Annotated in this window: 17 protein-coding genes and 2 pseudogenes; 16 read left to right on the forward strand and 3 right to left on the reverse strand. The window is 42.0% G+C overall.

Going from position 1 to position 23529, the window contains the following annotated elements:
• The first annotated feature begins 1 nt into the window (after window position 1).
• The 4 genes and pseudogenes from ACOXXR_RS02365 to ACOXXR_RS02380 all read left to right on the forward strand — a co-directional run bounded on the left by ACOXXR_RS02365 (window position 2) and on the right by ACOXXR_RS02380 (window position 3816).
• Complete coding sequence (locus ACOXXR_RS02365; protein ID WP_123159639.1) at window positions 2-943, forward strand: TIGR01212 family radical SAM protein; 942 nt, start codon at window positions 2-4, stop codon at window positions 941-943.
• Window position 944: 1 nt separating this feature from the next.
• Window positions 945-1502, forward strand: coding sequence for a tRNA (mnm(5)s(2)U34)-methyltransferase (locus ACOXXR_RS02370; RefSeq protein WP_023024075.1), 558 nt, complete (start codon window positions 945-947; stop codon window positions 1500-1502).
• A complete protein-coding gene (locus ACOXXR_RS02375; protein WP_023024073.1) occupies window positions 1495-1758 on the forward strand; it encodes a hypothetical protein in 264 nt (87 codons plus the stop codon). Before ACOXXR_RS02370 ends, ACOXXR_RS02375 begins: the two co-directional genes overlap by 8 nt.
• 3 nt (window positions 1759-1761) lie before the next feature.
• Window positions 1762-3816, forward strand: a pseudogene (locus tag ACOXXR_RS02380) (cation:proton antiporter).
• A gap of 90 nt (window positions 3817-3906) precedes the next feature.
• Here ACOXXR_RS02380 and ACOXXR_RS02385 read toward each other — a convergent pair.
• The gene (locus ACOXXR_RS02385) at window positions 3907-4710 is read right to left on the reverse strand and encodes an ABC transporter ATP-binding protein (RefSeq protein ID WP_117744567.1); all 804 of its coding nucleotides are present in this window, start codon (window positions 4708-4710) and stop codon (window positions 3907-3909) included.
• Between the two features lie 56 nt (window positions 4711-4766).
• Here ACOXXR_RS02385 and ACOXXR_RS02390 point away from each other — a divergent pair, with 56 nt between their 5' ends.
• From ACOXXR_RS02390 to ACOXXR_RS02425, 8 genes are all read left to right on the forward strand, one after another.
• The gene (locus tag ACOXXR_RS02390; protein WP_123160539.1) at window positions 4767-5894 is read left to right on the forward strand and encodes an AI-2E family transporter; all 1128 of its coding nucleotides are present in this window, start codon (window positions 4767-4769) and stop codon (window positions 5892-5894) included.
• Window positions 5895-6201: 307 nt separating this feature from the next.
• Window positions 6202-7683, forward strand: coding sequence for a M protein trans-acting positive regulator PRD domain-containing protein (locus ACOXXR_RS02395; protein ID WP_023027141.1), 1482 nt, complete (start codon window positions 6202-6204; stop codon window positions 7681-7683).
• Between the two features lie 104 nt (window positions 7684-7787).
• Entirely contained in the window at window positions 7788-9137 is a 1350-nt protein-coding gene (locus ACOXXR_RS02400; RefSeq protein ID WP_445278659.1) for a hemolysin family protein, read from the forward strand.
• Between the two features lie 111 nt (window positions 9138-9248).
• Window positions 9249-10436 (forward strand): hypothetical protein, encoded by a 1188-nt coding sequence (locus tag ACOXXR_RS02405; RefSeq protein ID WP_195213687.1) that lies wholly within the window; start codon window positions 9249-9251, stop codon window positions 10434-10436.
• A 113-nt stretch (window positions 10437-10549) separates the two neighbouring features.
• Window positions 10550-11590, forward strand: coding sequence for a hypothetical protein (locus ACOXXR_RS02410; RefSeq protein WP_270615711.1), 1041 nt, complete (start codon window positions 10550-10552; stop codon window positions 11588-11590).
• Window positions 11591-12017: 427 nt separating this feature from the next.
• A complete protein-coding gene (locus tag ACOXXR_RS02415; protein ID WP_123160535.1) occupies window positions 12018-12992 on the forward strand; it encodes an ABC transporter substrate-binding protein in 975 nt (324 codons plus the stop codon).
• A gap of 10 nt (window positions 12993-13002) precedes the next feature.
• A complete protein-coding gene (locus ACOXXR_RS02420; RefSeq protein WP_445278660.1) occupies window positions 13003-13896 on the forward strand; it encodes an ABC transporter permease in 894 nt (297 codons plus the stop codon).
• Between the two features lie 13 nt (window positions 13897-13909).
• On the forward strand, window positions 13910-14713 hold the full coding sequence (locus ACOXXR_RS02425; RefSeq protein ID WP_445278661.1) for an ABC transporter ATP-binding protein: 804 nt from the start codon (window positions 13910-13912) through the stop codon (window positions 14711-14713).
• A 54-nt stretch (window positions 14714-14767) separates the two neighbouring features.
• Here ACOXXR_RS02425 and ACOXXR_RS02430 read toward each other — a convergent pair whose 3' ends face one another.
• The gene (locus ACOXXR_RS02430) at window positions 14768-19651 is read right to left on the reverse strand and encodes a glycosyl hydrolase family 95 catalytic domain-containing protein (protein WP_445278662.1); all 4884 of its coding nucleotides are present in this window, start codon (window positions 19649-19651) and stop codon (window positions 14768-14770) included.
• A gap of 264 nt (window positions 19652-19915) precedes the next feature.
• A pseudogene (locus tag ACOXXR_RS02435) lies at window positions 19916-20098 on the reverse strand (UTRA domain-containing protein); the annotation flags it as partial.
• 214 nt (window positions 20099-20312) lie between these two features.
• On the opposite strand from ACOXXR_RS02435, the gene pflA reads away from it, so the two are divergent.
• The 4 genes from pflA (at window position 20313) to ACOXXR_RS02455 (ending at window position 23382) form a co-directional block, all read left to right on the forward strand.
• Entirely contained in the window at window positions 20313-21107 is a 795-nt protein-coding gene (gene pflA, locus ACOXXR_RS02440; protein ID WP_048689741.1) for a pyruvate formate-lyase-activating protein, read from the forward strand.
• A gap of 128 nt (window positions 21108-21235) precedes the next feature.
• The gene (locus tag ACOXXR_RS02445; protein ID WP_445278663.1) at window positions 21236-22171 is read left to right on the forward strand and encodes a manganese-dependent inorganic pyrophosphatase; all 936 of its coding nucleotides are present in this window, start codon (window positions 21236-21238) and stop codon (window positions 22169-22171) included.
• A 64-nt stretch (window positions 22172-22235) separates the two neighbouring features.
• Window positions 22236-22748 carry a YiiX/YebB-like N1pC/P60 family cysteine hydrolase gene (locus tag ACOXXR_RS02450; protein WP_445278664.1) on the forward strand — a complete coding sequence of 171 codons (513 nt, stop codon included), beginning with the start codon at window positions 22236-22238 and terminating at the stop codon, window positions 22746-22748.
• On the forward strand, window positions 22732-23382 hold the full coding sequence (locus ACOXXR_RS02455) for a DUF1803 domain-containing protein (RefSeq protein ID WP_195348079.1): 651 nt from the start codon (window positions 22732-22734) through the stop codon (window positions 23380-23382). Before ACOXXR_RS02450 ends, ACOXXR_RS02455 begins: the two co-directional genes overlap by 17 nt.
• Window positions 23383-23529 lie beyond the last annotated feature (147 nt).

Here is a 23529-nt window from a genome sequence, read left to right on the forward strand (position 1 = left end):
AATGAGGGGTATGAAATCCTATACGACTTTAAATGATTATTATCGAACCCTATTTGGAGAAAAGACCTTCAAAGTCCCGATTGATGCGGGATTTGACTGTCCCAATCGTGATGGAACTGTTGCTCGTGGTGGCTGTACCTTTTGTACGGTTTCTGGTTCTGGGGATGCCATTGTGGCACCAGATGCCCCCATTCGGGATCAGTTTTACAAAGAGATTGATTTTATGCGCCACAAATGGCCAGATGTGAAAAAGTATTTGGTGTATTTTCAAAATTTTACCAATACCCATGAATCCGTCGATGTCATTCGTGAACGCTATGAGCAAGCTATCAATGAACCGGGTGTTGTAGGGATTAACATCGGGACACGGCCAGACTGCTTGCCAGATGAAACGTTAGCCTATCTAGCAGAATTGACAAAGCGAATGCATGTGACCATTGAGCTAGGCTTGCAGACGACCTATGAATCGACATCTGAATTGATCAACCGTGCTCATAGTTACGAGCTCTATGTAGAAACGGTCAAGCGGATTCGTCATCAGGTTCCCAAGGCTGAGATTGTTTCGCATTTGATCAACGGTCTTCCAGGGGAGACGCATGAGATGATGGTAGAAAATGTCCGTCGTTGTGTGACGGACAATGATATTCATGGTATTAAGTTACACCTGCTCCACCTGATGACCAACACTCGGATGCAACGGGACTATCATGAAGGGCGGTTGCAATTGATGAGCCAGGAGGAATACGTGTCGGTCATCTGTGACCAACTGGAAATTATTCCCAAGGAAATTGTCATCCACCGGATTACAGGAGATGCTCCGCGAGAGATGCTGATAGGCCCAATGTGGAGTCTCAATAAGTGGGAAGTTCTGAATGCTATTGAAACAGAAATGCGTCGTCGAGGAAGTGTTCAAGGCTGTAAACTAGGAAAATTGGAGGAGTAGGATGTTGCGACCATTAGAAATGGCCCATGATTTTCTTAGGGAAGTCATTACGGATCAAGATACCGTCGTTGATGCGACTATGGGTAATGGGCATGATACGCTTTTCTTGGCGAAACTAGCCAAAGAAGTTTATGCATTTGATATTCAAGAGCAGGCCTTGGTCCATACGCAGAAGCGTTTGGAAGAAGCAGGCCTTGCCAATGCCCACCTTCTTTTGAAGGGGCATGAAGAGGTTGATTTCTATGTAAACCAGGTCAAGGCTGCTATCTTCAATTTAGGCTATCTTCCTTCAGCAGATAAGTCGATCATTACCCAGCCTAGAACAACCATTCAAGCCATCGATAAACTATGTCACCTCTTGGTCAAAGGGGGCCGGATAGCTATCATGATCTATTATGGTCATGAAGGTGGAGACCTAGAAAAAGATGCTGTCTTGGATTTTGTCTCTCACCTACCTCAACAAGAATTTACGGTCACTAGTTATCGGACCCTCAATCAAATTAATCATCCACCATTTTTGGTCATGATTGAAAAATTAGAAAGTTACCGCCATGGATAAAGAATTTTTAAAAAATAAAATTGAAGCCCTTCGTCACGATTTTGTGGAGTCAACGTCTCATGAACGTGCTGTCGGTTTTTTGGATGAAGCGCGGATGAGCAAAAAGATGATCAAAATCAAGAAGAAGTTAGTCTCTCTTGAAATGGAACGTAGCCAGAAGAAAATTGAGCACAAGGATCTGACAAAGATTGATCAAAAGATCCAAGAACAAAAACAACTCTTTGAGGACTGTTGTAACCAACGATCAGGAGGATAAGAGATGGAGATTCTTGTATACGCCATTGTCTTTTCCCTGGTTCTGATTGTTTCCAATGCGACCAATAAGTTGATTCCGACCTTGCCCTTGCCCTTGATCCAGATCTTCCTTGGGATTGGGCTTGGCTTTCTCTTACCCAATTCGGAGTATCACTTAGATACAGAACTCTTTTTGGCCTTGGTTATTGGTCCCCTCCTCTTTCGAGAGGCAGAAGAAGCGGATATTACTTCTATTCTCAAGCACTGGCGCATTATCGCCTTTTTAATCTTCCCAGTTATTTTTATTTCGACCCTTAGCTTGGGCTGGTTGGCTCATCTCTTGTGGTTAGGAATTCCACTAGCTGCCTGTATGGCAGTTGGGGCAGCGCTCGGTCCGACTGATTTGGTGGCTTTTGCCTCCCTTTCGGAACGCTTTACCTTTCCTAAACGGGTCTCCAACATTTTAAAAGGAGAAGGCTTGCTCAACGATGCTTCAGGTTTGGTGGCCTTTCGAGTAGCTCTGGCTGCTTAGACTACTGGTGCCTTCTCATTGGGACAGGCTAGTTGGGATTTGGTGGTTTCCATTTTAGGAGGTTTTGCGGTAGGGATTGTGACAGCGGCTGTCAACCGTGGGCTTCAGAAACTGTTGTTGAGTGTTCGGGCAACAGATATTGCCAGTGAACTCATTTTAGAATTGAGTCTTCCCTTGTTAACCTTCTTTATTGCAGAAGAGATCCATGTATCAGGGATTATTGCGGTGGTCGTGGCTGGGATCCTAAAGGCTAGTCGGATTAAGAAAATTACCCTACTAGAAGCCAAAGTCGATACGGTGACGCATACGGTTTGGAATACAGTCAATTTTGTCCTTAACGGATACGTCTTTGTCCTTTTGGGGATAGAGCTTGAGATGATTTCTGAGCCAATTCTTAGGACTCCCTTTTACAACAATCTGCTCTTGATTGTGACTGTTCTCTTATTGACGGGATTCCTATTCTTGATTCGCTTCTTGATGGTGTATGGATTTTACTGGTACCGTGGTTTCCGATTGAAAAAATCCATTGATAAGTATCTGAAAGATGCTCTCTTGTTGACCTTTTCGGGGGTCAAAGGAGCGGTGTCTATCGCGACCATTCTGTTAATACCGACGCATCTAGAAGCAGAATATCCAGTTCTCTTGTTTTTAGTAGCAGGGGTGACCTTGTGTAGTTTCCTGATTGGACTTCTCATCCTACCAAAACTATCCGAAGACAAAGAGGAATCCAATGATCATTTGATGCACATTGCTATCTTAAACGATGTCGTCATGCTATTGGAGAAGGAGTTGACGGTGACCAAGCAGAAGGGGCCTCTGTATGCGGCTATTGATAATTATCATGGCCGGATAGAAAATATGATTCTCAATCAGGAGGATAAGGCCACTCAAAGAGACTGGGAGCAATTGAAACTCCTTATTCTCAGTATCGAGAACGATGGTTTGGAACAAGCCTATGAAGAAGGAAAGATTCGAGATAGAAGCTACCATGTCTATCAACGTTATCTCCGATCCATGGAGCAAAATATCAATCGCAATCTGTCATCGCGCCTGACCTATTATTTCTTGGTGCTCTTCCGCATAATCCGACTCCTTTTCCACGAAGTGTTGACCTTTGGATCCGGTATTCAGGCATGGAAAAACGGAGAAAATTACAAGCTCGAAGCTATCGATTATGACCAGATTGCCGCCTTGTATTTGGCGAATACGGAAATTATTATCGAGAGTTTGGAAAACCTAAAAGGAGTCTATCGCAGTAGTTTGGTATCTTTCCTTCAAGAATCACGCCTGCGTGAAACGTCATTGATTACCAGTGGAGCCTTTGTAGAGCGGGTTATCAATCGGATCAAGCCCAATAATATTGATGAGATGCTAAGAGGCTATTACCTGGAGAGAAAACTCATTTTCAAATATGAGGAGCAACATTTGATTTCGGCCAAGTATGCACGTCGCATGCGGCAAAATGTCAACGAATTGGAAAACTATTCCTTGAGGGAAAGTGCCAATACTCTACCATATGATATGATCAATTACGCTCGAAATCGATAAAAAATGACAGTTCTATCTAAGATAGAAGAAGAAAAGAGATTGGTGACGTTTGTCCCAATCTCTTTCTTTTGTGTATTAGTAGGCTAATGATTACTGGTCTGGCTGAATGTAATAGCGATCTTCCCCGATAGGAATCAGCTGGACCTTCCCCCCATAAAAGGCTGATAGAGTTTCTTGGGTGAGAATATCCTCCTTAGGGCCTTGGGCAAAACTTTGTCCCTCCTTGAGGAGAAGGACATGGCTAAAAGATTTGGTGATTTCCTCCGCATGGTGGGTGACAAAGAGAATGGTCGGTGCCTTTTCCATCTGTTTGATCTGGTGAATCAACTGAAAGATGGCTTCCCGAGCAAATAAGTCGAGCCCACTTGAGGCTTCGTCGAAGATGAGAAGGTCGGGTTCTTCCATGAGACCACGGGCGATAAGAATCGTCTGTTTTTCCCCTTGAGAGAGGGTCCTGTATTTTCGCCCAATCAAAGAAGTAGCACCGATGCGACGCAACATGGACCGTGCTTCTTGGAGTTCTTTCTCTCCGTAAGTTGTATAGAGGATGCTACTCTTGTATTTACCAGTGAGGACGATTTCTTCTGGGGATAGAGATTCAGGGATGCGCTCAGAAATAAAGGAGCTAACCACTCCAATTCGCTTGCGGAGTTCAGGAATGTCGCCTTGTCCAAATTGTGTTCCAAGGACAGAAACCTCTCCTTCTGTTTTCCAGTATTCCGCCATTAAGAGACGAAGGAGGGTCGATTTTCCAGCACCATTCAGGCCAAGGATGGCCCAGGTTTCCCCTTTTTTAACGGTCCAATTTAAATGGGAGAGGAGGTTTTTTCCTTCTTTTCTTAGAGTGACGTCTTTCAGTTCAATTAAGCTTTCTTTCATCTTTTTAACCTTCATAAAAATATTTTCTATTTTACCATAAATATGATAAAATAGCAGATAGGAGGAAAGGGATGTTTCATAAAAGTAAATTATTTTTCTGGACCTGTGAAGTCCTATTATTAACGATTATATTCTATATTTGGGGAAGTATGGGAAGCCTCATCTCTCCATTTGTATCTGTTCTGAATACCATTATTCTTCCATTTTTGATTGCTGGTTTCTTGTATTATATCACCAATCCTATCGTAGAATTTTTGGAAAAGAAATTTCATCTGAATCGAATTTTGGGCATTCTATTAACCTTGGTAACCCTTTTTGGATTGATTATTTATGGGATTGTTTATATCTTGCCTATTTTAATCAACCAGTTGACAAGCTTGATTAATTCAACCCAAGGCTTGTATTGGGAAGTGCAAAGTTTTGTGACGAAGTTATCTAAAAATCCAGCCTTTCAGAGTATCAATATCCAATCAACCATTCAGCAACTAAACCTATCTTATGTGGATATTCTACAAAATATCTTAAACAGTGTGACCAATAGTTTGGGTAGTGTGGTATCGACGATTGTCAATACGCTCTTCATTCTGGTTATGACGCCGATCTTCCTGGTTTACTTCTTGATTGATGGGAAGAAGTTGCTGCCAATGATAGAGCGGACTATCCTGAAGAATGACCGGCGGAATATTAGCTCCCTCTTAGTGAGTCTCAACCAAACAGTTTCTCGTTATATTAGTGGGATTTCTATCGATGCCTTGATTATTGGTACTCTAGCCTTTATTGGCTACAGTATTATCGGTTTGAAATATGCCTTGGTCTTTGCTATTTTCTCAGCCTTGGCCATCTTTATTCCCTATATTGGGCCGACGATTGGCTTAATACCTATGGTAGTTACTTATGCTTTTACCGATTTCAATATGATGGTCAAAGCAGTCATCTTCATGTTGATTGTTCAACAAATCGATGGAAATATCCTTTATCCACGGATTGTGGGAGGGGTGATGAAGGTGCATCCCATTACCATTATGGTTCTTTTGCTTTTATCCAGTAACATCTATGGTGTAATTGGAATGATCGTGGCAATTCCGGTTTATTCGATTGGTAAAGAAATCGTGAAATTCCTCGCAGCCTTGTATGAAAATCATAAAAAGACACAAGAGCAGCGCAAGCAAGAAGAGTTTGGAATCATCAATAAATCCTAACAGAATAAATAAGAGGCTGGGACAAAAGTCCTAGCCTCTTAAGTGTCTTTGGATTGTCGAGCAAGACGCAGTGGTTGAGTGGGCTCTACTACGCTGATTTCATCAGCTTTTACAATCCTACTCAACTGTGCGGAGGTGGGACGACGAAATCGAATTCTAACGAATGACCGATTTCTGTCCCACTCTCTTTTGAATATAGACTAAGAAAGGGTAAGCTAAGTACTTGAATCGTTAACTTTTACCTTTCCTTTAAGAAAATATGTTATAATGAATTAGTAATGATAGAAAATCAAGGAGTTTCTATAAGATGATAGAATTGCTTGCCAAAAAGCAGCGACGCCAAATGCGTTTGCTAGAAACATTAATTCGAGAGAAGCGCTGGTTTCATTTGAAGGAACTCGCAGAAATGTTAGATTGTACAGAACGGTCATTGAAGGAGGATCTTTCAAATTTACGAACGGTCTTTAAAGAGTTCTTGATTGAGTCTTCGACAAATGGCATTAAGATCAGCTATGATGATTCGGTTGGGATTGAGGTGGTCTACCATCACTTCTTTAAAGAATCTACAGCTTTCTCCCTCTTGGAATACTTGTTCTTCCATAAGGACGTTTCCAGTGACTTAATTTGTAGACGATATGATCTCAGTCAACAATCATTTTATCGCTTGATTCGAAACATTAACCAGATTATTCAGGAAAAGTACAATATACGAATCACCTTGAATCCTCTAAATGTCGTGGGGGACGAAGTCGATATTCGCTTTTTCTATTCCCAGTATTTTGCAGAGCGGTATTATTATTTAGAGTGGCCATTTCCAGATATTAGAGAGCAAGTCATTATTGATTTCATTACCTTCTTCTATAAACTGACAGAAATCCCACTGACTTATTCGATCTTCCATTCTTATAAAATTATGCTAACGGTCTACCTTTACCGGATTAAGCAAGGGTATCGAATTGAAGGGGCCAATAATTTTGAACAATACGCCTATCTCTATCAAGAGCTCCCAAAAATCAATGAGATGCTTCGTTATTTTGGTTTGCAGCTGGGTGTAGAATTTAACGAAGAAATCATAGAACAGCTCTTTATTATCTTCCTACAGAAACGCTTCTATTTTACCCCACAGGATCTGATTGACTCCACTGAGGAAGATGCTGTTACAAAAAAATCCTATATTTTAGCCTCTCAATTTCTTGATCACCTGAGTGAATCTTATGGTTTAGAACTTGAGAATTATGAAGAGATGATTATGCATATTCACAACACCGCCTATTTGGAGCGGCGTGAAATCTTTGGTGAATTTCTTCTCTATGATACCAAGAGCTATACCAATGAGGATTATCGAACCCTCTTCCCTAAATTTTATCAGGATGTTGAAACAGGTTTGTATCACTATCTCAAAGAGATGGGCTTTCATGAAAATCCTGAAAACCTCAAGCATCAGATTTATACCGTATTTTCACATTGGGAAAATCTATTGCCTCAACTATTAAGGAGACGGACGGCTGTCAAGGTCTTAATCATTAGCCGATACGATGACCACCATGCCAAGTCCATGATTGATTTCTTAAAATTCTATTGTACGGATAACTTTGAGTTTTCACAGGTCATCAAGCATGACTTTAATCTTCATGAACTAGAGCATACCGAATATGATGTTATTGTTGCCAACTTTATGATTCCGAATATCAAAGGGAAAAAATTTATTTGTACAAGTAGTTTGACCCTTTTGGAACTTGTAGAAAAACTGAATGTACTCTTTTATGATTTCACACGTTATGGAGTATAACTGAGCCTTCCCTCCTCTTTTAGGAGGGAAATTTTTGCGACTATGCACCATTTCAAAAAATATGATATAATGGGCATTATTACTATACATTGAGGAGAATATCCATGGAAGACCCTGGCAGTCAGGATTTAATACTGCAATTTGTTTTACTATTTGTATTGACCTTATTAAATGCATTTTTCTCTGCAACGGAGATGTCGATGGTATCGCTGAACCGTTCTCGCGTAGAGCAAAAGGCTGAGGAAGGCGATAAAAAATATATTCGTCTCTTAAAGGTATTGGAAAATCCCAACCACTTTTTATCTACGATTCAGGTTGGTATTACCTTGATTACCATCTTGTCTGGGGCAAGCTTAGCTGATGATCTTGGGAAAGTAATCGCTTCTTGGATGGGAAATACGGAGACAGCACGTGCGATAGCTAGCTTCCTCTCACTGGCTTTTCTGACCTATATTTCGATTGTATTTGGTGAGTTATATCCGAAGCGTATTGCCATGAATCTGAAAGATAGCTTGGCTATTCGAACGGCTCCAATTGTGATTTTACTAGGAAAAATCGTTAGCCCCTTTGTCTGGCTCTTATCGGCATCAACCAATCTGGTCAGTCGTCTGACTCCTATGCAATTCGATGATGCAGACGAAGAGATGTCACGAGATGAGATTGCCTATATGCTGGCTAAGAGTGAAACAAGTCTGGATGCTGACGAGATTGAAATGTTGCAAGGAGTCTTTTCACTAGATGAGCTGATGGCGCGTGAGCTAATGGTTCCTCGTACGGATGCCTTTATGGTGGATATCCAAGATGATACCAGAGAAATCATCGAGAGCATTTTAAAACAGAATTTTTCTCGGATTCCTGTCTATGATGATGACAAAGACAATGTTATTGGTCTCATCCATACCAAGCGCCTCCTCAATGAGGGCTTTGTAAATGGCTTTGATAACATCGCTCTTCGAAAGATCCTTCAGGAACCTCTCTTTGTACCGGAAACAATCTTTGTAGATGACCTCTTAAAGGAACTCCGAAATACACAAAATCAGATGGCTATTTTGCTCGATGAGTATGGAGGAATGGCTGGTCTAGTTACTTTGGAAGACCTTCTCGAGGAAATTGTCGGTGAAATTGATGATGAAACCGATAAGGCTGAAAATGATGTGTTTGAAATTGCCCCCAACCTCTATATTGTTCAGGGGATTGTGACCTTAAATGACTTCAATGAGTATTTTGATGTGAAGCTGGAAAGTGATGATGTGGATACCATTGCAGGCTACTACCTGACTGGTGTCGGACGAATTCCAGGGCACAAGGAGCGCTTGAGTTTTGAAGTAGATAGCATGAAGAAACATTTGATCCTTACAAATGATAAGGTGAAAAATGGTCGTGTCACCAAGGTGAAGGTTGAGGTCAGTGATCTAGTCGATGAAGATGAGCAAGTAACAAAAGTTCAAGAATAAGAGTATGAAATCAGGGGTTTCCCCTGATTTTTTATGCTCAATTTAGTCGGATTTGCATATCCCATTAAATTCCTTTATAATAAAATTACTACAGGTTAGAAGGAGATAGCAATGAATCAAGAAGAATGGTTAGCAGAGTTTGAGAGAGTCCATGGTCGACCGGCCACTCAAGAGGAGATACAAGAGGCATTTGGTATGTTTGGAAGTCCAGAAACACAAGCGACTCCGGATACACCGGTAAACCCAATTCAATCTCCATTTGAAGGTGCAGCACCTGTTTCCAATCAAGGACAATTTGGGGGTCCCTTACCGTTTCCAGAACAAGCGAAATTTGGAGATGCAGCACCAACTCCAGAACAAACGCAGTTTGGAGGTGCGACGCCAACTCCAGAACAAACGCCATTTGGAGGTGCGACACCAACTCCAGAACAAACACAGTTTGGAGGTCCAACTCCGACCCAATCCCCATTTGGAGGTGCAAGTTCAGCTCCAAATCAATTCCAAGGTGGAACAAGTCCGTTTCAACAACAAGGACAAGCTTTTGGTCAAGGTGGAGTCCAACCACAAGCTCCTGTTCAGGGGTCTGCTCAAGCAGGAGCAACCTTCTCGCCCTATAACAATTCTCAGATGCAGGGTGGCTATCCAAACAATGGGCAATTGAATTACCAGACTAATTCCCCATATATGGGACAAGCCCCGATACCCGGTAAGAAGTCTAAGAAAGGGCTGATTATTGGATTATGTAGTTTAGTTGCAGTTGCTATCTTAGCTGTACTTGCCTTTTTCCTATTTTTTAAAAACTCGAATAATATTCAAGGAAAATGGTCAGCAACTCCTGAAATGAAAAAGACAATGAAGTCTGCTTTTTCAGGCACTTTCTCTACTGCATCAGATATTTCTAGTGAATTTGTAAAAGATATGGATATGATTGTAGAGGTAGAGGGGAAAAAAGTAACCATTAGTGTGATTGGTAAGATTGATTTCAAGGGAGCTGCAAAGGAACTCTATGATGATGGGGACAATGATTTTTACTCTGTTGAGGATGCCTTAGACTATATCCAGGAAAACAGTGAAAATTCCTATTTAGAGGATTTGGGACTTGAAATCGATGTGAAGAAAGGCACTCTTAAAATGGTAGCCTTTGAAGGTGAGGTGGATGAAAAAGATCACCGATTCATTCAGGATGAAGATGCAAGTCATTTCCTTAAATACGACCTCAAGTATAAAATTGAAAATGGAACCCTGAAAGTTTCCGTGGATGGAAATGATTATGGAATTGAATACTCCTTTAAAAAATAAAACATTCGCTTATCAGGGTTTTTCCCTGATTTTTTATGCTCATTTTAGTCGGATTTGCTTCTCCTATGAATTTCCTTTATAATAAAATAAGTAAAGGTCAGAAGGAGATAGTAGTGAAACAAGAAGAGTGGTTAGCAGAGTTCGAGAGAGTCCATGGTCGACCGGCCAATCAGGAGGAAATCGAACAGGTTTTTGGTCAGTTTGAAAGTCCAGAAACACAAGCGACACAGGATACGCTGGTAAATCCAATTCAATCTCCATTTGAAGGTGCGACGCCATCACCAGAACAAGCACAGTTCGGAGGTCCAACTCCGACCCAAGCCCCATTTGGAGGTGCAAGTTCAGCTCCAAATCAATTCCAAGGTGCAACAAGTCCGTTTCAACAACAAGGACAAGCTTTTGGTCAAGGTGGAATCCAGCCACAAGCTCCTGTTCAGGAGTCGGCTCAAGAGGGAGCGCCCTTCACATCCTATACCAATGCTCAGATGCAGGGTGGCTATCCAAACAATGGGCAACTGAATTACCAGACTAATTCCTCATATATGGGCCAAGGTCCAATGCCAGTGAAGAAGTCTAAAAAAGGGCTTATTATTGGATTATGTAGTCTAGTTGCCGTTGCAGTTTTGTCTGTGCTTGCCTTTTTGTTATTTGCTAAAAATCCAAATAGTATTCAAGGGAAATGGTCAGCTACTCCTGAAGTGAAGAAAGAAATGACATCTGGTTTTAAAGAAAGTTTCACCTCGACTTTAGATATCTCTGGTGAATTTTTTAAAGATGTCGAAATGATTGTGGAAGTAGAGGGTAACAATGTAAAAATTTCTACATCAGGAAAAGTTGATTTTAAAGGAGCAGCAAAAAAACTCCTTGAAGGCGATAAAAGTTATTTAAATTCTGTGGAAAATGCATTGGAGTACATTGAGGAACGAAGCAAATGGGGTTACTTGAAGGAAATAGGAGTTGAAATTGATGTTAAAAAAGGAACCATAGATATGGTGTTATTTGAAGGCGAGTTATCTGAAAAAACTCATGAATTTCTTGTAGATAGTGGTGGAAACTTTGTAATGCAATACAATCTCAAATATAAATTGGTAAACGGAATCTTAACGGTTTATCAGAATGAAGAGGATGATTTTAAATTCACCTTTAAAAAATAAGATATTCGCTCATTTAGTGCCCTCATCGGGCACTTTTTTGTTTGGTAATGAAGAAAAAATAAGATAATTAAAAAAATTCTGAATTTAGGCTTGACAGCCTGAAAAAATTTCGGTAAGATAGTCAACATAAAAAAACGAAAGCAGAATTTTATGAAAAACACGAACTCCACATTGTTGAATCAAAACTTTTACTTTAGCTACTTTAGATAGTGTTTGTAGACATGAACTCATGGATGCAAACGAAACGAGCAATTTGTTTGTATCTATGTGGCTAAGATTTTTGATTGTGGTCCATATAGATGATATCTAAATGGACGGCAATGCTGGCATACTTTTAAGTTTGTGAGGAATGATACCAACCGTTTAGAATCATCTAAACGGTTTTTTTGTATGCTGTTTGAATGTTTTAGAGAAGGAGACATGTTTCATGAAAGTTGTAAAGAAGTTAATTGCCCCGGTTCTGGTAGTTGGTCTACTGATGACCTCCCTCTTGACCCTCCATCACTTGAAGACCTCTAAGCATCAAAAGATTAAGATTGGGATTTCGCAGTATATTACCCATAAGTCTCTTGATGCAACTCGAAAAGGCTTTGTAGAAGAGTTAGCAAAACAGGGTTATGTAGACGGAGAAGAGATTGAAATTGATTATCAAAATGCTCAAGGGGAGCAGAGAAATTTGAAAAACATTTCAAATCAATTATCACAGGAAAGTGACCTTGTGTTTGCCATTGCGACTCCATCAGCACAAAGTATTGCCAATACGAGCAAAAGAACCCCTGTAGTCTTTTCTGCAGTGACGGACCCTCTGGCTGCTAAGTTGGTCAAGAACTTGGATCGTCCTGGTGGCAATGTGACAGGAACGAGTGACCAATCTTCAGATGCGATTGCTACACAAGTCGATCTGATTCAAAAGGTTTTGCCAACAGCTAAGACAATCGGGATCCTTTATACGCAAAGTGAGCCCAACTCCGTCGTTCAAAAAGATGAGGCTAAAAAAGTCCTTGAGGCCAAAGGCTACCGTGTCGTAGAGAAAACCATCTTAGACAGTAATAATGTGAAAGCAGCAGCGGACAGTTTGATGTCTGAGGTCGATCTAGTCTTTATTCCAACGGACAACATTATTTCCTCTACGATGGAAACGATCAAACAAGTTTCTTTAAAACACAAGGTTCCAGTCATTGGAGGTTCAATTGAAATGGCTCAAGTAGGAGGGCTCTATACCTATGGGACAGACTACACCGAGTTGGGTCGTCAGTCTGCCCGGATGGCGATTCGTATTCTGAAAGGGGAAAAGGCAGCCGATCTGGCTGTAGAAGCCCCTAAGAATTTAGAATTGTATGTCAACAAAGAGATGGCTAAGAAATTAGGAATTGATCTCTCTGGTATAAACGAAAAGAAATAGGAGATGGATGATGGATTTAGTATTATCAAGTTTATCTGAAGGTTTATTGTGGTCGATTATGGCCATTGGTATATTCTTAACATTCCGCATTTTAGATATAGCGGATATGACAGCAGAAGGGGCTTTCCCGCTTGGAGCGGCAGTCGTTGCATCCCAAATTCAAGCGGGTCAAAACCCATGGCTAGCAACCCTATTTTCTATTTTTGCAGGGATGTTAGCAGGTCTAGTTTCTGGCCTCCTTCATACTAAGATGAAGATCCCCGCTCTCTTAACAGGGATTGTGACACTGACTGGCCTCTATTCGATCAATATTAAGATCATGGGGGGCGTTCCTAATTTATCCATTGGAGATTCAAGTACCATCTTCAAGTCTGTGATGGGGCTGGGTTTGTCTAATGAGGCTGCTGTCTTTGCTGTTAGTCTTTCTTGTTTGTTATTGGTCTGCCTGATTTTGACTCTCTTAATGAAAACTCAGATTGGCTTGGTTCTTCGTTCAACGGGTGACAATATCCCAATGAGTGAGGCCAATGGGGTGAATGTGGACACCATGAAGATTTTCGGTTATATGATTTCTAATGGCTTGGTGGCATTGTGTGGGGCTCTCTTCGCTCAGACAGATGGCTTCTCAGACGTGACTTCTGGTACAGGTACCATCGTCGTAGGTCTCAGTGCTGTTATTTTAGCAGAAGTCTTGATCCATGATTTGACCATTGGAGGACGCTTGCTTTCGATTGGAGTGGGGGCAATTGTCTACCGCCTCATTATCCTCAATATCTACGAAATTCCAAACCTAGACCAAAACTTGGTCCGTTTGTTTAACGCCATTCTCTTGGCCTTGGTCTTGTTCGCACCAGAAGCCCAGAAACGTCTCAAGATTCGTGGATTGAAATTAAGCAACAACTAGAAGGAGAAGATAAATGGCAACATTGTTAAAAATTGAAGATATCCATAAGACATTCGAAGCAGGTACGGTCAATGAAAACCATGTTCTCAAAGGCTTGGATCTGACAGTAGAAGAAGGAGATTTCATTTCCGTCATTGGAGGAAATGGAGCCGGTAAATCGACCTTGATGAATATTCTGGCAGGTGGCCTGCAAGTGGACCAAGGAGAAATCCTTTTAGAAGGGAAATCGATTAAGCAGACCAGCGTTCGGAAGCGTGCCAAGGATATTGCGCGTGTTTTCCAGGATCCTAAGATGGGGACGGCTTCCCGCTTGACCATTGAAGAAAATATGGCCATTTCTAAAAAACGTGGAGCAAGACGGGGACTCAGTTGGGGGGTCAAAGAAAAAGACCGCGAAGAATTTAAAACGGCTTTGAAGGAACTCAATATTGGTTTGGAAAATCGCCTCAAAGTGGACACGCAATACTTATCAGGGGGACAACGGCAAGCTTTGACCTTGGTCATGGCTGCCTTGGTCAAACCAAAACTCTTGCTACTGGATGAACATACCGCAGCGCTCGATCCAAAGACCAGTGAAATGGTCATGGAATTGACACAAAAAATCGTGGAAAGCCATGATTTGACAACCTTAATGATTACGCATGATATGAACCATGCAATTGAATACGGCAACCGCTTGATCATGCTCTACCAAGGCAAGATCGTGGTCGATGTTAAAGGAGAAGAAAAGAAGAACCTGACAGTTGAAGACTTGATGCGCCTTTTCCATCAGAACAGTGGTGAAACCTTGGTGAGTGACGAATTGGTTTTAGGATAAACGAAAAAGGATGGAGATTCCATCCTTTTTATTGATCTTGTTAGCTACATCAAGCTAATCGGTTTTCTTTTTCTCTAGGAAAGTAGCTGCGAGAACAAGGCTAAGTCCTGCTAAGAAGAGTAGGTATGAACTGAGTTTAGCATTCGTTTTTGGAAGTTGTCCTTGTGAAGCGTCGTCTTGTTTAGAGTTGGGAACACTCATCAAAGTATCACCGGCCTTCCTTGGACTAGTGTTCTCTGAATTTGGCTTGTATGGCTCCCTTCTTTCTGATACAGTCGGCTCAACTTTCTCATGAAGACTTGAAATGAATGGTACAGTTTCTGATTTTGTCTTGTAGACAATGGCATAGGTTCCTAACTCTTGTGCCATGAATTCAATCATGCCCTCTCGTAGTGTAAATTCTACTGCTTGGAGTTCTTGATTAGGAGTCAAGACATAGACTTGCTTCACTTCTTTTGATAGTGGAAGTCGAACCAATACACTTCCTTTGACTGGAACTGGATTCCCTTCTTTATCCTTGAGTTGAAGGTTGAAAGCATCGTAGGTTTTGCCAAAGAGTCCTTGGTCAAGGACCTTTTGAATCTCTAAATGACTGTCACTACCAATCTCATTTTCTCCACTAATGACCTCTACCTGGCTTGCTTGGTCTTTCAGTACTCGAAGGACATATTCAGGTAGAGAGTGGATAGCTGCCTCCTGTCCAGCAGTGCCGATTGGCTCTGTGTACTCAGGAAGTGTCACTACAGGAGGTTCTTGGTCTCCCAAACTTGTCACAATAGCAGGTAACAGAGAGACGACCGGACTAGTGATGGTCTTTCCTCGGATGGCATAGGCTGTGATGAGCTGAGTTTGTTTTTGATGAGCAGTTTCTGGGATCGGCAATTCAACTTGCTGGTCCTTAATCGCTAACACTCGATTTCCATCTGATAGGGTGACGTGGGAATCATCGGTTTTCTTGAGGAAAACAGGATCTTTTTCGCCAGGGAAATGAAGGGCAATAGCATCCCACTCCCCAGACGGAAGTGTGAGGGTAATCGTCTGATCGCCTGCTTTTATTGGGGCCAGGCTTGGAGTATCTAGGGATACAGTTGACGGCTTCAAGATGTCAAATGAATCCAGAGAAATCATCTTTCGGTCATCTGGAGAGTTAGGATCGACTGTCAAAGTGAGGATATGATCTCCATTGCTTAAGTTTGTATACTCGCCAATCAACACATTCTTTTCATAGTCATCACTTGAGTAGAAGTCCAAACTTGGCATTTCTTTTCCATCTATGGTGACTAAGGCTTTTCCATAGTCAGAAGATTTTAAGCCGTAAATACGAATACCTGTACCAGTGAATGGAATGGTTGCTTTGGCCTCAGCATACTGAGATGGATCCACGTTTTGGAGAGTCGCGTATTTTTCTGTCGTTTGATATAAGCCTGATTCGCTCCAGTCCTTGAACAAGGAGCCATAGTGGATACGAGGATCTCTGTCATCCATCTTTTCAACAGTCGCACCTTGACCCGGATAGATTTTAAAGTAATCTATGGAAATTTTTGAGCGTTCATTCCCTCGGTTCAAGTGTTCCTTCTTCACGGTTAGAGTCAGGAGATGCTCTCCATCAGGAAGTCCTGTGAAACGACCGATTAGAGCACTTTTTTCCGTTTCTCCCGAGGTGTGGAAATCCAGGTCTCCTACTTTCTTGCCATCGATTTGAACTTCCGCTAGGCCTAATTCAGATGATTTGAGACCATAGATTTCAATTCCTCGTCCATTAAAAGAAATTCTAGCAGTGGCATCGTTGTCAGAATAACTATCGACAGTTAGGTCAGCATATTTTTCGGTTCCTGCAAATAGGTCAGCATCCTCCCAGTTATGGAAGGCAGGACCGTATTGAACACGAGGATCTCTGTCGTCCATCAATTCCACAACTGGTTGGATTGACGCAGATTCGGATGCTTGCCTTGAGTGCTCCCCAATCATGGCTCTAACAGAATAGCTATAGCTATGGAGAGAATCAATGGAGCGGTCGATGAAATGAGTGACATTGGTTAGGAATTCTTTGATAGAAGGAGCATCACTGCTTTCGTCATTACTCTCTCGACGGATGACATAGTGGGTCGCATCTGTAACCGGATTGAAATCGAGTTCAGCAGTTACAGCATCTTTTCTCACAGCAGATAGGCGAGTGACCCGCTCTGGTAACTTTTCAAAGGTAATCTGATCCCCTTTTTGAGTGGCAATCTGAATCCGATTGTCTTTGAGAAGAGTTGGTTTGATTTCTTTCCCGTTAATCTTGACAATACTCGATTCGATGTCTGGATAATCGACCACTAAATCTCCACCTGCATGGGAAAGGAAAGCTAATGTCTCAAGATTTTTTTCTTTCCATTTCATGCTGACTTCAAAGTTGCCACGGGCCACGAGACCTGAGACTTGACCGTCTTTCCAAGAATCTGGAAGGGCTGGTAATGGGGCAATATAGCCTGTGTGAGACTGAAGGAGCATTTCTGCCATCCCACTGGTTGCACCAAAGTTCCCATCGATTTGGAAAGGCGCATGGGTATCCCAGAGGTTTTCTAGAGTTGAAGATTTTAGCTGTTCAGCCAATAAACGATGAGCGCGGTTTCCGTCTAAGAGACGAGCCCAGAGGTTAATTTTATTAGCCTTGGACCAACCTGTACCACCATCTCCACGATGGTTTAGGGTTGCGCGTGCGGCCTCCAGATATTCAGGCTGGTCCTTATCAAATAGAGTACCTGGGAAGAGTCCAACTAGATGGGAAACGTGACGGTGATGATTTTCAATGCCTTCGTTGGTGAATTGAGGACTGTCTTCCTCGTACCATTCCTTGATACGTCCCTCTTGGTTGATATGAAGTGGTTTGAGCTTGTCAAATTTAGCCTTCACTTCTGTCACCAAATCTTGGTCAATATTGAGGTGATTGGCAGCTTCCATATAGTCGTGGAAGAGCTGCCAAACTAGTGATTGGTCGAAGGTATTCCCGATCGTGATAGTTCCATGCTCTGGCGAATAAGATGGAGAAGAAACCCAACGGTCACTAGCCTGGTCATAGTGCAAGAAGGAATTCCAGAACTTGGCTGTTTCCTTAAGCATGGGATAAATCTTTTCTTTAAGATAAGTTTCATCCTTGGTGAATTTGTAGTAATCATAGACGTTCTGCATCATCCAAGCATTGGCAGCAGGAGACCAACCCCAATAGTAGTTCCAACCTGGAGTAGTCCAGCCAAATGGTGTTGCTTGGGTATGAACCAGCCAACCGTTTTCTTGGCCTTCTTTAGACTCGATGCCGGCATACTCTTTAGCAGCGATACGACCATAGTAGCGCATGTCATCGATATAATTGACCATTGCCCTAGCCGTTTCTGCGAGATTACTCATATAGGCAGGCCAGTAGTTCATTTGTAGGTTGACATTGAGGTGGTAGTCAGCGTTCCAAGGTGGATTGTCTACAGCATTCCAGACTCCCTGCAAGTTGGCAGGAAGGGCATCTGTCCGGTCACGAGACGAACTGATGAGGAGGTAACGTCCGTATTGAAAGAAGAGCTCTTCTAGTTGTTGCCCTTTTGTAGGATCATAGGTTTGGAGAGCTTCTTTTGTCGTTTGGTTAGACTTATTACCGCCAAGATTTAGTTGAACACGATTGAAGAGACGTTGGTAGTCCTTGATGTGGTCATGTTTTAGAGTTTCATAATCTTTGGCTTTAGCCGCCTCGACAATCGATTTGACAGTTGCTTCTACATCAATATCTTTGCGGTAATTGGTTTTTGGATTTTGAGCATAATTAGTCTTGGCACTGAGTAAAAGGGTCGCATAGCTGGCTCCAGTGACAGTCAAATAGCCATCTTGGGCAGTGACTTGTCCGTCTGTCTTGATTCCAAGATAGGAGGCAAATTGAAGGCCATTGTCTTTGACAGTGCCCTTGAGCAAGATACCATTTGAATCGGTCGTGACTGCCCCTTGTTTATAATTCGAATATTCCCAAGAGTAGTCACCATTCGCAAGTAAATCCTCTGTTAAGCTATTCCAAAGGGTAAAATCAAGGGTCTTATCCCCTTTTTTACTCAAGTGAGTCACAGTAACATCATCCGGATAGCTAGAGAAGGTTTCGCGTTTAAAGGTGGTTCCGTCCTGAGTATAAGAAGTGGTCGTGATAGCTTCAGTAATATCTAAGTCACGGTGATAGTCGGTAACGTTCTCCAAGCCTTTCTTTTGGTTGTTAAAGACCATGAAGATATCACCGAAAGATAAGTAGCGTCCGTATTGGGCGTTGTTTGGTCCCACTAGATTTTCTTCGGCTAACTGCTTCGCTTTTTGGCGGTCTCCAGCTTCAAGAGCCTTACGGATTTCTGCTAAGACTTTGTAGCGATCTTGATAGTTTCCTCCGTTGTAGTCGGTGCTATCCGGTTGTGGGCCACCAGACCAAAGAGTTTTTTCGTTGTATTGAATTCTCTCCTCGCCGATGAGTCCGAAAACCTTAGCGCCCATTTCTCCATTTCCGACTGGGAGAGCTTGTTTTTCCCACCCATCATAGGTCGCAGCAGCAGGTTGATTGTAGCTTAAATGATAATCTGTTTGTTTGGCCACGGGAGTCTCAACTTTCATATTTTCCCTTTCTTCATTTGGCTCAATCGAAGTAGTCGAAGTGGCTGTATGCTTGCTTTGAACTTCTGTATCAGGTGACGAGCTTTTTTCTTCAGAAATAGGAGCGCTATACGGATTTTCTGGTTTGGCTTCTCCGGTTCCATCAGTCGGGCTCTCTATGGCTGGGGCAGCTTCAAGGTGGTTGCTTTCGTTTTGACTTCCAACAATACTATCAGCACCTACCTGGTGTGAGCCGAGAAAAATGGCTCCTAATAACACAGAAGCCGTACCGACAGTTAGTTTGCGGATACTATAACGACAGGATTTTTCCAAAAATCTTTGGTCCATAGAACTCTCCTCTAATTTTTTGAGACCGCTTACATTTTCAGTTAAAGACAGTCCCTTCGTATTTATTTCTATCATACCCAATTTAATAGGGAAATAGGAAAATGTCAATAGCTTTTAGATAAGATGCATATTTGAGAGTGTTATTTCTTGAAATAGTAGAGAAATAAGAGATAAATAAGCTATTATTTTGGGCTGAAAACAATTTTCATTTTCGGATATCGTAAAAAAACAGTTGAGTCCATTCTCAACTGTCAGCGGAGTACTTTATTTTTGATGTCTTTTTGCATAGTCGACAAAATGAAACTTGTCTAATTTGTGTCGACTTTCGGTGAACTGGAATTGGCGTCCGTCTGCTAGGTGAACTTGGGAGCGGACCGTCACCACGTGTTGGTCTTTCCCAAGATCCAGTAAGATTTTGTCGCGATTATCGATTGGTGAAATCAAGATTCTTAAGATATTAAAAAAAGAAAACGGCTCTTCGTTTTCTTTTTTTGCCAGAGAGAATAGGAAAGAGTAACAGCGACTGGAAGGGCCTGTACTAATACAATAGGTTGAAATTGAAAAACAGTTTATTTTCTAAAAAATCATTAAAATCCTTTTATTCACAAGGAATCATGGTATAATAAAACCATAAAACGTTTTCAAGAGAGAAGGACAAGACATGGAAAATGAAACAGTTGACTATGGAAAAGTAACAGGAATGGTACACTCTACAGAAAGCTTCGGTGCAGTGGATGGACCAGGGATCCGTTTTATTGTCTTTCTTCAAGGCTGTCAAATGCGGTGTCAGTATTGCCATAACCCGGATACTTGGGCTATGGAAACCAACATGTCTAGAGAACGAACAGTGGATGATGTCCTAGAAGAAGCCCTCCGCTATCGTGGATTTTGGGGTCAAAAAGGTGGGATCACGGTTAGTGGTGGAGAAGCCCTCTTGCAGATAGACTTTTTGATTGCCCTCTTCACCAAGGCTCAAGAATTGGGCATTCACTGCACGCTCGATACCTGTGCTCTACCTTTCCGCAATACCCCTCGTTACCTGGAAAAATTTGATAAATTAATGGCAGTGACAGACTTGGTGCTTCTGGATATCAAGGAAATTAACGATGAGCGGCACAGATTTGTAACCAGTCAAACGAACAAGAATATTTTAGCCTGTGCCAAGTATTTGTCTGATATTGGAAAACCCGTCTGGATTCGTCACGTTTTGGTCCCAGGTTTGACAGACCGAGATGATGACCTGATCGAACTTGGGAAATTTGTTAAAACCCTTAAAAATGTTGATAAATTTGAAATTCTACCCTACCATACCATGGGTGAATTCAAATGGCGGGAATTGGGTATTCCGTACAAGTTGGAGGGTGTGAAACCACCGACAAAAGAACGGGTCCAAAATGCGAAGGACTTGATGGAAACGGAAAGTTACCAAGATTACTTGAAACGGGTTAAAGGATAAAATAGATCGAGACAGTTGGTCCTTCCAGCTGTCTTTTTCTGATGAAATGAACAACTATCCCCTTTCTTTAAACGGAAAAACGTGCTAAAATAGAGTGAATATACAAATGAAAATGAAGAGGTAGAAACATGTCAAAAATTCTCGTTTTTGGTCACCAAAATCCTGACTCAGATGCCATCGGTTCATCTGTAGCCTTTGCTTATCTTGCAAAAGAAGCTTACGGTTTGGATACAGAAGCAGTGGCTCTTGGAACTCCAAATGAAGAAACAGCTTTCGTGTTGGACTATTTTGGTGTGGAAGCACCACGCGTCATCACATCAGCTAAAGCAGAAGGTGCAGAGCAAGTCATCTTGACGGACCACAATGAGTTCCAACAATCTGTTTCAGATATCGCTGAAGTAGAAGTTTACGGTGTAGTGGATCACCACCGTGTGGCTAACTTTGAAACTGCCAGCCCACTTTACATGCGTTTGGAACCAGTAGGATCAGCATCTTCTATCGTTTACCGCATGTTCAAAGAACATGGTGTAGCAGTGCCAAAAGAAATCGCAGGTTTGATGCTTTCAGGTTTGATTTCAGATACCCTTCTTTTGAAATCTCCAACAACTCATCCATCTGATAAAGTGATTGCGCCTGAATTGGCTGAATTGGCTGGTGTGAACTTGGAAGAATACGGTCTTGCCATGCTTAAGGCTGGTACCAACTTGGCAAGCAAATCTGCAGAAGAATTGATCGACATCGATGCTAAGACTTTTGAATTGAACGGCAACAATGTCCGTGTGGCTCAAGTCAATACAGTTGATATTGCCGAAGTATTGGAACGTCAAGCTGAAATCGAAGCAGCTATCCAAGTCGCAATTGCAACTAACGGATACTCTGACTTTGTCTTGATGATTACAGACATCGTCAACTCTAACTCAGAAATTTTGGCTCTTGGTGCTAATATGGACAAGGTGGAAGCAGCCTTCAACTTCAAACTTGAAAACAACCACGCTTTCCTTCCAGGTGCTGTTTCTCGTAAGAAACAAGTGGTACCACAATTGACTGAAAGCTTTAATGCTTAATGATAAACGGGATAACCCATTGTTAAAAAAGGAGTTTCGGCTCCTTTTTTGCTAGGAGGAGACTATGTTAGAATCTGGCGATTTGATTTTTGTGAGGGATCATACGGAAATGGGACAGGCCATCCAGGCATCTACTGGGAACTATAGCCATGTGGCCATCTTTTTGGATGGAAAGTTCTATCATGCCACGGTGGAAGGTGGCGTCCTGGCCCAGTCCTCTGAAGATTTCTTTGAAACTGAGAAGGTATATGACCTATACCGCTATGCAGAGATTGATGACAAAGAAGTCAAAAAGCGAGCAGAAAACCTTTTAGGTGCTCCCTACAATGTTTCCTTTTACCCAAATGGAGATGGCTTCTATTGTTCCCAGTTCATCGCTGAACTGCTCCCTATCTTTGAGACCATTCCCATGAAGTTTGGTGATGATGAGCAGCAGATTAGTGATTTCTGGAGAGATTACTATAAAGAACTAGGATTAGCTGTACCTCTGAATCAGCCTGGTACTAATCCCAGTCAGTTAGCTCAATCACCCCATCTACAGTTTAAAGAAAGGTATTTGGATGATTACAATCATTAATCCCACACGTTTGACACGTCAGCCATTTTTCAAGGACTTGATCAACTATCTGGACCAGCAGGATGATGTGATCCTGCGGCAAATCAAGGCCCAATTTCCAGATCAACCAGTGGATAAGCTGATGGAGGAGTATATCAAAGCGGGCTTCATCCTTCGAGAAAATAAACGCTACACTCTCAATTTGCCTTTCTTAGAGTCAGCTGATCGAGTTGAACTGGATCAAGAGGTCTTTGTTCGAGAGGACAGTGCAGTTTATCAAGAATTAAAAGCCAAGGTCTTCCAAACAGAACTCCGCAATACTACCAATGCAGCGATTTTGATAGAGGAGACTGACTTCGAACGACATGCACAGACACTTTCCAATTACTTCTACAAGGTGAAACACCAATATCCTTTGACGGAGGAGCAAGAGAAACTCTATGCTATTTTGGGCGATGTGAATCCCGAGTATGCTCTCAAGTATATGACCAGCTTTTTGCTCAAGTTCCTCAAAAAAGAAGAAGTCCAGCAAAAGCGCAGAGACATCTTTGTTGATAGCTTAGAAGTCTTAGGCTATATCCGCAAAAATGATGAAGGCAAATATGAATTAGCAGTGGACTTGGATAAGGAAAGACTGATGTTTAGTAAACAATAGAAAGAGAGTGGGACAGAAATCGGTAATTCGTTAGAATTCGATTTCGTCGTCCCACCTCCGCACAGTTGAGTAGGGCTGTAAAAGCTGATGAAATCAGCGTAGTAGAGCCCACTCAACCACTGCGTCTTGCTCGACAATCCAAAGACA

The organism is Streptococcus sp. KHUD_013, assembly GCF_052588545.1.

Coding starts and splice junctions, on each gene's coding strand:
- ACOXXR_RS02365 (WP_123159639.1), top strand. CDS start 2: ATGAGGGGTATGAAATCCTATACGACTTTAAATGATTATTATCGAACC.
- ACOXXR_RS02370 (WP_023024075.1), top strand. CDS start 945: ATGTTGCGACCATTAGAAATGGCCCATGATTTTCTTAGGGAAGTCATT.
- ACOXXR_RS02375 (WP_023024073.1), top strand. CDS start 1,495: ATGGATAAAGAATTTTTAAAAAATAAAATTGAAGCCCTTCGTCACGAT.
- ACOXXR_RS02385 (WP_117744567.1), bottom strand. CDS start 4,710: ATGAAGGTTAAAAAGATGAAAGAAAGCTTAATTGAACTGAAAGACGTC.
- ACOXXR_RS02390 (WP_123160539.1), top strand. CDS start 4,767: ATGTTTCATAAAAGTAAATTATTTTTCTGGACCTGTGAAGTCCTATTA.
- ACOXXR_RS02395 (WP_023027141.1), top strand. CDS start 6,202: ATGATAGAATTGCTTGCCAAAAAGCAGCGACGCCAAATGCGTTTGCTA.
- ACOXXR_RS02400 (WP_445278659.1), top strand. CDS start 7,788: ATGGAAGACCCTGGCAGTCAGGATTTAATACTGCAATTTGTTTTACTA.
- ACOXXR_RS02405 (WP_195213687.1), top strand. CDS start 9,249: ATGAATCAAGAAGAATGGTTAGCAGAGTTTGAGAGAGTCCATGGTCGA.
- ACOXXR_RS02415 (WP_123160535.1), top strand. CDS start 12,018: ATGAAAGTTGTAAAGAAGTTAATTGCCCCGGTTCTGGTAGTTGGTCTA.
- ACOXXR_RS02420 (WP_445278660.1), top strand. CDS start 13,003: ATGGATTTAGTATTATCAAGTTTATCTGAAGGTTTATTGTGGTCGATT.
- ACOXXR_RS02425 (WP_445278661.1), top strand. CDS start 13,910: ATGGCAACATTGTTAAAAATTGAAGATATCCATAAGACATTCGAAGCA.
- ACOXXR_RS02430 (WP_445278662.1), bottom strand. CDS start 19,651: ATGGACCAAAGATTTTTGGAAAAATCCTGTCGTTATAGTATCCGCAAA.
- pflA (WP_048689741.1), top strand. CDS start 20,313: ATGGAAAATGAAACAGTTGACTATGGAAAAGTAACAGGAATGGTACAC.
- ACOXXR_RS02445 (WP_445278663.1), top strand. CDS start 21,236: ATGTCAAAAATTCTCGTTTTTGGTCACCAAAATCCTGACTCAGATGCC.
- ACOXXR_RS02450 (WP_445278664.1), top strand. CDS start 22,236: ATGTTAGAATCTGGCGATTTGATTTTTGTGAGGGATCATACGGAAATG.
- ACOXXR_RS02455 (WP_195348079.1), top strand. CDS start 22,732: ATGATTACAATCATTAATCCCACACGTTTGACACGTCAGCCATTTTTC.